The sequence below is a fragment of the Westiellopsis prolifica IICB1 genome, assembly GCF_004323185.1.
Taxonomy (GTDB): domain Bacteria; phylum Cyanobacteriota; class Cyanobacteriia; order Cyanobacteriales; family Nostocaceae; genus Pelatocladus; species Pelatocladus prolificus_A.
The window spans coordinates 1,910,518-1,918,741 of sequence record NZ_NAPS01000001.1; the positions used below are offsets into that span (position 1 = coordinate 1,910,518).

An 8,224-nucleotide genomic window follows, 5' to 3' on the forward strand; every position below is an offset into this window, starting at 1 on the left:
ACTAGAATCAAAGTCCCCCTTTTTAAGGGGGATTTAGGGGGATCAGAGGATTTGTGTGTACACGGTAGCCCATGTTTGGGAGAGGGATTTAGGGAGAGGGTAAAGATTCATGCAAGAGGTCTATTCTGAGAGTAACAGTCTTTAATTGTCGTGCGCGAGTAGAGGATTTAAATTAACTTTAAAGGTAAACCATCTTGAAATGTGAGAAATTCCTCCAGTTTGATGGGTGTCCAAACTTCGTTGTTGGTGAGAGGAGTCGCAGTGAAAGTACAAATCATCATTTTTGATGGGTTTGATGAGCTTGATGCTATTGCTCCCTTTGAAGTTTTGCGGAGTGCAATGGCGATTGGTGCTGACGTGCAAGCAGAACTTGTCACTCTAGATGGCTCTACGGAGGTTATCGCAGCTCACGGATTGCGAGTTCAACCTGATGCCAAACTTGAGCTTGATCAGAAATTAGATATTTTGATTGTGCCAGGTGGAGGTTGGGGGAATCGCGCTACACAAGGAGCGTGGGCTGAAGCGCAACGAGGTGAGATACCAAGGGCAATTTCCCAGTTGCACCAAAGCGGCACAACGATAGCCTCAGTTTGTACGGGTGCGATGTTGGTTGCAGGAGCGGGTCTTCTAAAAGGTCGTCCAGCAATTACACATCATGTAGCTATAGAAGATTTAAAAGCTATTGGTGCAGAAATTGTACAAGCTCGTGTTGTAGATGATGATGATATTGTTACAGCAGGAGGTATAACTTCTGGTTTAGATTTGACATTGTGGCTACTAGAACGGTTTTTGAGTTCTCAAATTGCTCATCAGGTGGAGAAAGAATTGGAGTATGAGCGTCGCGGTACGGTGTGGCGTCGGTCGGCAGCATAACAAACAATTTTGGATTTCGGATTTTAGAAAACCCAATTGAGTCCCAGGATTTATCCGCTTTCTTGTACCCTGGGAGGAATTATCGGTCATTTTGCGATCGCAGTGGGAATACAAAGTGATTAACAGCACATGATATGACAATCTTTGAACCTCGTCGATGAGTCTTTGAACCTCGTCGATGAGTCTTTAATACTCGTCAACGAGTCTTTAATTGTCGTGGGCGAGTCTTTGATACTCGTCGATGAGTCTTTAATTGTCGTGGGCGAGTCTTTGATACTCGTCAACGAGTCTTTGATCTCCGTCAACGAGTCTTTGAACCTCGTCAACGAGTCTTTAATTGTCGTGTGTAAGTAGAAGATTAACTTAACTTCAAAGGTAAACCATCTTGAAAGACTAACAATTCCCCCGGTTTGATGGGTGTCCAAACTTCATTATCGGTGAGGGGAGTCGTAGCAATCACAGCAACGCGATCGCTTGGAGTTGTCAATTCACTAAAATCTACTGTTACGTCTTGATCAATCAGGTGAGCAGCAGCAAAAGGAGCTTGTCTGACTATATAGCAAAGTTTTGTAGAACAGTGAGTAAAAAAGTATTCGCCATCTGATAACAAGTAATTAAAACTACCCTTTTGCGAAATATGATCCGTGATATCTTTCAACACAGGATATATTTTTTCCAAAGAGGGTCTACCTTCAGGAAAAGCTTGACGTATGGTTTCTAAAATCAAGCAAAAAGCTTTTTCACTATCAGTATTGCCTACAGCTTGATAATATTGCATACCCGTAGGATTAAATTCTGGTAAATCACCATTGTGAGCAAATACCCAATATCGTCCCCACAGTTCCCGACGAAAGGGATGGCAATTTTCGAGAACAATTTCACCTTGAGTTGCTTTGCGAATATGGGCTATGACATGGGTGGAATGAATCGGATAGCATCGGACTAATTCTGCTATGGGAGAATTAATCGAGGGTTTAGCATCAATAAACATTCGACACCCTTTACCCTCAAAAAAAGCAATACCCCAGCCATCACGATGATCATCAGTTTTTCCTCCCCGTGCCGCAAAACCTTCAAAAGAAAAGCAAATATCTGTGGGAGTATTGCAACTCATTCCTAACAGTTGACACATGGCGTATTTATGGACTCAACCTGTTTGAAAATAGGATAATGCAAACTGCCGGGGCTAAATCTGAAGCTTTTCTTACTTTCTGCTAGTGATTGGAGCAAATTGACCAACTGGTTTTTTGATCTATCGCGCTTGGGTTTAAACCCTTAGCTAATAGTACAAGTCGTCTGAAGACAACTCAAATCAATCAAACAGTCTGCTTTAAGCCAATACGGTTCGGATAAGACAAATCGATTGGTATCTAAACCCTGTAGAGACGTGCCATGGCACGTCTCTACATGCCCAAATCATGACGAAAAATTCTTAACCGAACCGTATTGTGCTTTAAGCAGACTTTTACTATGAGACTGCGATTTCAATCGCAGGCTGAACATTTGGGATGCTCCCCAACAACAGGGGCGGCTAAAGACGCAGAGATTGAAGCTTGCTTGATCACCAACAACCAACTAATGAAGAATTGTTTCTAGAGCTGGTTTCAAATCAGGATATTGAAAATTAAAGCCACTTTCGAGGGTGCGTTTAGGAAGGACTTTTTGCCCTTCTAAAACGACTACAGCTCCGTCTCCCAAAAGTGCTTCTATGGCAAAATTAGGAACAGGCAGCCAGGAAGGACGATGCATAACTTTCCCCATGCTTGTAGATAATTCTGACATCCGAATCGGATGAGGAGCAGTAGCATTATATACGCCTGACATTTCTGACTTAGTTAAAGCTTGGATAATCAACTTGACTAAATCATTTATGTGAATCCATGAAAACCACTGTTTACCGCTACCAATAGGGCCACCAGCAAAAAGTTTGAAGGGTGTAATCATCTTACCCAAAGCTCCACCCAGACCCAAAACTATCCCGAATCGTAGAATTACGAGTCTGACACCAGCTTCTGTAACTTTTGTTGCTTCTGCTTCCCAAGCTTGACAAACTTGGGCGAGAAAATCGTTACCAGATGGGCTTGTTTCATCGAAAGTAGCAGTTTCGCTAGTACCGTAATAACCGATTGCAGAGGCGTTAACTAGAACACTAGGTTTAGGGTTAGCCTTGGTTATTGCTTCCACGATTTTTTGAGTAGTTAGTTGACGGCTATTAAGAATTTCTTGTTTTCGTTGTCGTGTCCAGCGTCCCTCACCAATGGGTTCGCCAGTCAAATTAACTATACCATCACATGTGGCGATCGCTTCTTGCCAACTACCAGAGATTGTCGGTGTATAAGCAATTATTTCCACATTCGGAAAAGCTTGGCTGGGAAAAACTTTTTGGGCGTGAGCGATATTACGAGTTAAAACCAATACTCTATTACCATCTTTGTGGAGTTGTTCTACCAAGCGACTACCGACAAATCCTGTTGCACCACTTACTGCTACTTTCATGATTTAACCTCTATCAATCCTTATTTTAAAGTTTTTTATTCACCTGAAATCAGGATCTGGCAGATTGAAAACAACCAGCAACTACTTAATCCAATTTAAAAATTGTTTGACACTGGTGGTCTGTCCTATTAATTTTGCTGGGCTGCAAGATCCCCGACTTTTTTCAAAAGTCGGGGATCTGTCTCCTCGTAACCCCTCAGAATTTATGCGACAGACCACTAGTCCAGATACACAACCTAATTCCCAATCCAAAATCTAAAATCCAAAATCCAAAATCGTATAACTTGCGTTTAAGATGGTTCGATATTATAGGATGGACTGAGTGTTACAAGGCTTGGGGCTATTATGGCTCGCTATACCTGTTCGTTTATTCTTTCTATTGATATTAACCATCTCCAGCCGTTACTTATAGAACTGCTGCAAGACTGCAACCTGGATATACAGTACTATACATTGGATTACATCATGGCACGTGAAATAGTCGGTACTGTTTCTTACTCCAAAATGGTGACAGTAGAGGTACTGATTGATAAAAGCACAGCTACGGAAACTGAAACCAGAATGAGTATTGTGATTAAAAACCAGGAACTACCACTCCAGTTAGATAATCACTGTCGGCAGGTATTTGAGTATATTAAGCAAGCAATTGAAGACAACCGTAATTGGCATTTGATTCAAAGCCTTGCAGGATAATTAAAAATACTTGTAACCAAGGGCATCTGCTACAGCTAGCTTTGTGCCAAGCTAGCTTATAGACAAATTTGACTAAATTAATCTTCTAAATCTTCTGCCATGCCAGGGTTAATCAGTGTAATATCATACTCGCTGGCATCAATCTGACCAGGTGGTACTGTATCACGTTTTAACAGATAATAAATGGCACGTACTTGAGGGCCAAAAACAACTTCGTCTTCATTTTTAAGGTCATAGGCTGACAGCTTGCGCCCATTAATCATCAGACCATTAGAGCTAGGCTTCCCTCTGGCGTCGCCATCAATAATTCGATAATAATGACTGTTGGTGCGATCGTTTCTGGGTAATCTTACTAATGTGGCGTGACGGCGTGAGACGAATTGTGAAACTAAACGAATATCACATTCTCGATCTCGACCAATAGAATAAATGGGACGCTCTAGAGTGAATTCCTTACGCCCTTGATCGTCTTCCACAATCAGTATATGGCTTTCATGGTTTTCTGCTGCCATTGACAAATCGTTACTATAATCGGTTGAAGTCTTATTAATTAAGAATTGTTTAGAATCGTTTTCTGCCATTCTCTCAACCAGAGTCTGTGCTACTTCATGGTAATAACTAAGAATCAAACAACAATGTAATGTTTTACCCCTTAGTATCTTTAGTATCTACAGTTGCCTTTACTGGCGCTCTGGAAACAGAGTCAAGGATTTTGTGAGATTTTCTAAATAGTGACTATCGATTTAGTTTAACCTGAGACGGGCAGAACGGATATTCACTCTTTTAAAATATTAAGGCTAAATATCCTACAAAAAATTAGATGGGATGCATGAAAGCCACTGACTTTAAGAATTTTGGTAAACCTCTCCTCGGTGCAGAGAGGTTTTGATATTTTTGTATTAGCGATGAGTAAATCGCCGTAGTAGTAGGGAATTGGTAACGACACTAACCGAGCTAAAAGCCATTAAAGCCGCAGCGCTAGCAGGACTGAGGACAAAATGGAAACTGGGTAATAGGACACCAGCCGCTAAAGGAATTCCCAATGTGTTATACGCAAAAGCCCAAAACAAATTTTGGCGAATTTTGTTGAAAGTGACCCGACTCAGTTGAATTGATTCTACTACATCAGTTAGACAATTTCGCATCAAGACAATATCAGCCGTTTCGATCGCCACATCTGTACCTGTGTGTAAGGCAATACCAATATCTGCTTGAGACAAAGCCGGAGCATCGTTGATACCATCTCCTACCATTGCGACTATGGATTTGGGATTGGCAGTTGTTTGACTGTCCCGATTTTGAAGAGATTGTATAACATTTGCTTTCTTGGCTGGAGGTACACCCGCCATGACATCAGCAGTATCTAGTCCTAATTGGTTGGCAATTGCGATCGCAGCGGCTGGTGTATCACCACTCAGAAGCATAACTCGCAACCCCATCTGCCGCAATTTGTCTACAGCTGCTTTTGCATCTGGTCTGAGGGTGTCTTGAATCGCAATCAGTCCGGCGACTGTTCCAGCAATTGCCACTGCTACAACAGTTTTACCATCCTCTGCTAACGTCTCTGCCTGCTTATGTAAATTTTCATCAACAGTAATTCCATGCCAACTCAACCAATCCCAATTTCCCAACAGTACTAAATTGCCTTCGACCACAGCAGAAACACCAAGTCCCGGTTCTGTATGAAATTCAGTAGCTGGTGGAATCGCTAACTCTTGCTGCTGTGCTTGGTTACGAATTGCTGTCGCTAGAGGATGACAAGTACCACTTTCGACCGCAGCTGCGAGTTGTAAGAGGTATTGGGGATCGGGGATTCTCCAGAGGAGACGCTTCGCGAACGGGGATCGGGGATCGGGAAGAGACTTGTTAAATAATTCTCCTTGTCCCCCTTGTCTCCCTTGTCCTCCTTGTCCTTCCAGCACAACACAATCCGTTACTGTTGGATTACCAGTTGTCAGCGTACCTGTTTTATCAAAAACAATGGTATCCATCTGGTGGACTTTTTCTAAAACATCACCGCCTTTGATTAATAAACCACGTTCGGCAGCGATCGCAGTTCCAATCAAAAGCGCTGTAGGTGTGGCTAATCCCAAAGCACAAGGACAAGATACCACCATCACCGCAATTGCTAATTTCAAGCTGACTAATAGCGGAGAGTGATAAGTGGGTACAGCTACACTACTAGAGTGATGAGCCATATCTACCATATCCATGCCAGGGGACATGGTGACATCTTGCCAAATATGAGTGCCAATAAAATACCAAAACAAAAATGTCAATACAGCCGTCGCGAGTACACCGTAGGTAAAGTATCCAGCGACTGTATCTGCTAATTTCTGTACGGGTGCTTTTCGAGTTTGTGCTGCTTCCACTAGGGCAACAATTTGTGCCAAAGTAGTATCGCTACCTGTGCGGGTTGCTTCAATTGCGATCGCTCCTGACTGGTTGAGTGTTCCAGCTGTGACTGTATCTTGTCTTTGCTTCAGCACTGGTACAGCTTCCCCAGTCAGCATTGATTCATCAACAGTTGTTTGACCATCTATCACAACGCCATCAACTGGAATTTTGTCTCCTGGTAGAACTTGTAACCATTCACCTACACGTACTTGTTCCGCAGGAATTTCTATAATCTCGCTCATGGAAGGTTGTACAGACGCGCCAGGACGGTTTTCTACAGCCCTTTTGGGAATCAATCTTGCTACCTGAGGCTGGAGATCAAGTAAGTTTTTAAATGCAGCGGTAACTCGACCTCTTGCTTGTTTTTCTAATGTTCTTCCCAATAAAATAAAGCCCAACATCATCACAGGCTCATCAAAGAAGCATTCCCAACCAAGCTGAGGAAACAACAGAGCAACCAAACTAGCTGTGTAGGCGATTAGCGTCCCCAAGCCGACGAGAGTATTCATATTGGGTGTATTCCGTCGCCAACTCACCCAGCCATCTACCAAAATTGAGCGGCCAGGAATGAGTAGCGCTACCGTTGCTAATCCACAGTGAAACCAGATGTTATGCAAAACAGGTAGCACAATGCCACCAATGTTACCAAAGTGTCCGATAGTTGACAGCACCAGCAATAATCCAGCAATTATCAACTGTTTACGTGCAGACTCAATCTCTTGGCGCTGTCGTTCTGCTGGATCTATCTTGCCTTGATTTTCATCGCTGAATTTCCCACTTGCTTGCCTAAGTTGAGACGGAAATCCCGCCGACGTTAATTGCTGTGCTAGTGCATCTGCATCTACCACACCAGTTTCTAGCTCTATGACAGCAATTTCTGTTGCCAAATTTACACTAGCACTCTTAACTCCAGGAGATTGAATTAGCTGTCGTTCAACAGCCTTTACACAGCCACCACACTTCATACCTCCAACATCTAAGATGATTTTCTCAGTTACGGGAGATGATTCTGAGGAAAGGTTAGTTTTTGGGACAAGTTGCATGAAATAAATTTGAATTTGTTACGAAACGTCAACGTCTTAAAGACTTCTTGCAAAATTCAGGAAAAAGTTCAGTTGTCAAGGGTAAGAGTTATTAAGAATTAAGAAGTCTTTTCCTTTTACCTTTTCCAATAAGAGTATCTATAACTCTTGTGCAATAAGTCTAAAAGTACGGCTAAACCGCACCTCTATTTCGAGAGTAGGCGAAATTCGCAACAACGACTTGTTGTCAAAAATATGAAGTTTTATTAAGTTGATGACCAAGCCACTTTGGGGCGGGTGTGTAAGGCTAATATAGCCTCAATATTGACTGTGTAAGATTTATTAATTTCTGAATGGGGATTCCCCTACACTTTTACACCCCTATTTCTTGACTCAGCCAATTGTTTTTGACTCCAGCGCAGATATGTCCAATAGATGATGACAGCGAACTGTGTTGGCATTAAAGCAATTTGACTTCTGAAAAAAGGATTTATATCTAAATTAGATATAGTAGTAAAATATACCAATCCGAAGAAAGCAAAAAATACTAAAGAAATATACTTACGTTTGATAATTATCATATCTGTAGGTAGAGGGAATTGGGGATCGGGGATCGGGGAATGGGGATTGGGGATTGGGGAAGGTAGGGGTCCCCTTTGGGGATAAGGGGAAGGTAGGGAGGGGTCCCCTCTGGGGAACTCCGGCCCCCACTCCCCCAAGGGAGTGGGGATTAGGGGCGAAGG

Annotated in this window: 6 protein-coding genes and 1 pseudogene; 2 read left to right on the plus strand and 5 right to left on the minus strand. The window is 42.6% G+C overall.

Going from position 1 to position 8,224, the window contains the following annotated elements; translation table 11 throughout:
• Positions 1 to 167 precede the first annotated feature (167 nt).
• Positions 168 to 260: pseudogene (locus B4U84_RS31520) on the minus strand (class II glutamine amidotransferase); the annotation flags it as partial.
• On the opposite strand from B4U84_RS31520, the gene B4U84_RS08100 reads away from it, so the two are divergent.
• Positions 223 to 873 carry a DJ-1/PfpI family protein gene (locus B4U84_RS08100; protein WP_207390908.1) on the plus strand — a complete coding sequence of 217 codons (651 nt, stop codon included), beginning with the start codon at positions 223 to 225 and terminating at the stop codon, positions 871 to 873. The pseudogene B4U84_RS31520 and the gene B4U84_RS08100 overlap by 38 nt on opposite strands.
• A gap of 358 nt (positions 874 to 1,231) precedes the next feature.
• Here B4U84_RS08100 and B4U84_RS08110 read toward each other — a convergent pair whose 3' ends face one another.
• Together B4U84_RS08110 and thyD are read right to left on the minus strand one after the other, a co-directional pair.
• The gene (locus tag B4U84_RS08110; RefSeq protein ID WP_131116817.1) at positions 1,232 to 2,005 is read right to left on the minus strand and encodes a class II glutamine amidotransferase; all 774 of its coding nucleotides are present in this window, start codon (positions 2,003 to 2,005) and stop codon (positions 1,232 to 1,234) included.
• A gap of 443 nt (positions 2,006 to 2,448) precedes the next feature.
• Positions 2,449 to 3,369 (minus strand): thylakoid membrane protein ThyD, encoded by a 921-nt coding sequence (gene thyD / locus B4U84_RS08115; RefSeq protein WP_131116820.1) that lies wholly within the window; start codon positions 3,367 to 3,369, stop codon positions 2,449 to 2,451.
• A gap of 345 nt (positions 3,370 to 3,714) precedes the next feature.
• On the opposite strand from thyD, the gene B4U84_RS08120 reads away from it, so the two are divergent.
• The gene (locus tag B4U84_RS08120) at positions 3,715 to 4,062 is read left to right on the plus strand and encodes a hypothetical protein (RefSeq protein ID WP_026081747.1); all 348 of its coding nucleotides are present in this window, start codon (positions 3,715 to 3,717) and stop codon (positions 4,060 to 4,062) included.
• A gap of 77 nt (positions 4,063 to 4,139) precedes the next feature.
• On the opposite strand, the gene B4U84_RS08125 is transcribed toward B4U84_RS08120, so the two are convergent.
• Complete coding sequence (locus tag B4U84_RS08125; RefSeq protein ID WP_017309074.1) at positions 4,140 to 4,643, minus strand: FHA domain-containing protein; 504 nt, start codon at positions 4,641 to 4,643, stop codon at positions 4,140 to 4,142.
• A gap of 318 nt (positions 4,644 to 4,961) precedes the next feature.
• Positions 4,962 to 7,502: a heavy metal translocating P-type ATPase gene (locus tag B4U84_RS08130; protein ID WP_131116823.1), complete on the minus strand. Its 2,541-nt coding sequence runs from the start codon at positions 7,500 to 7,502 to the stop codon at positions 4,962 to 4,964.
• Between the last annotated feature and the right edge of the window lie 722 nt (positions 7,503 to 8,224).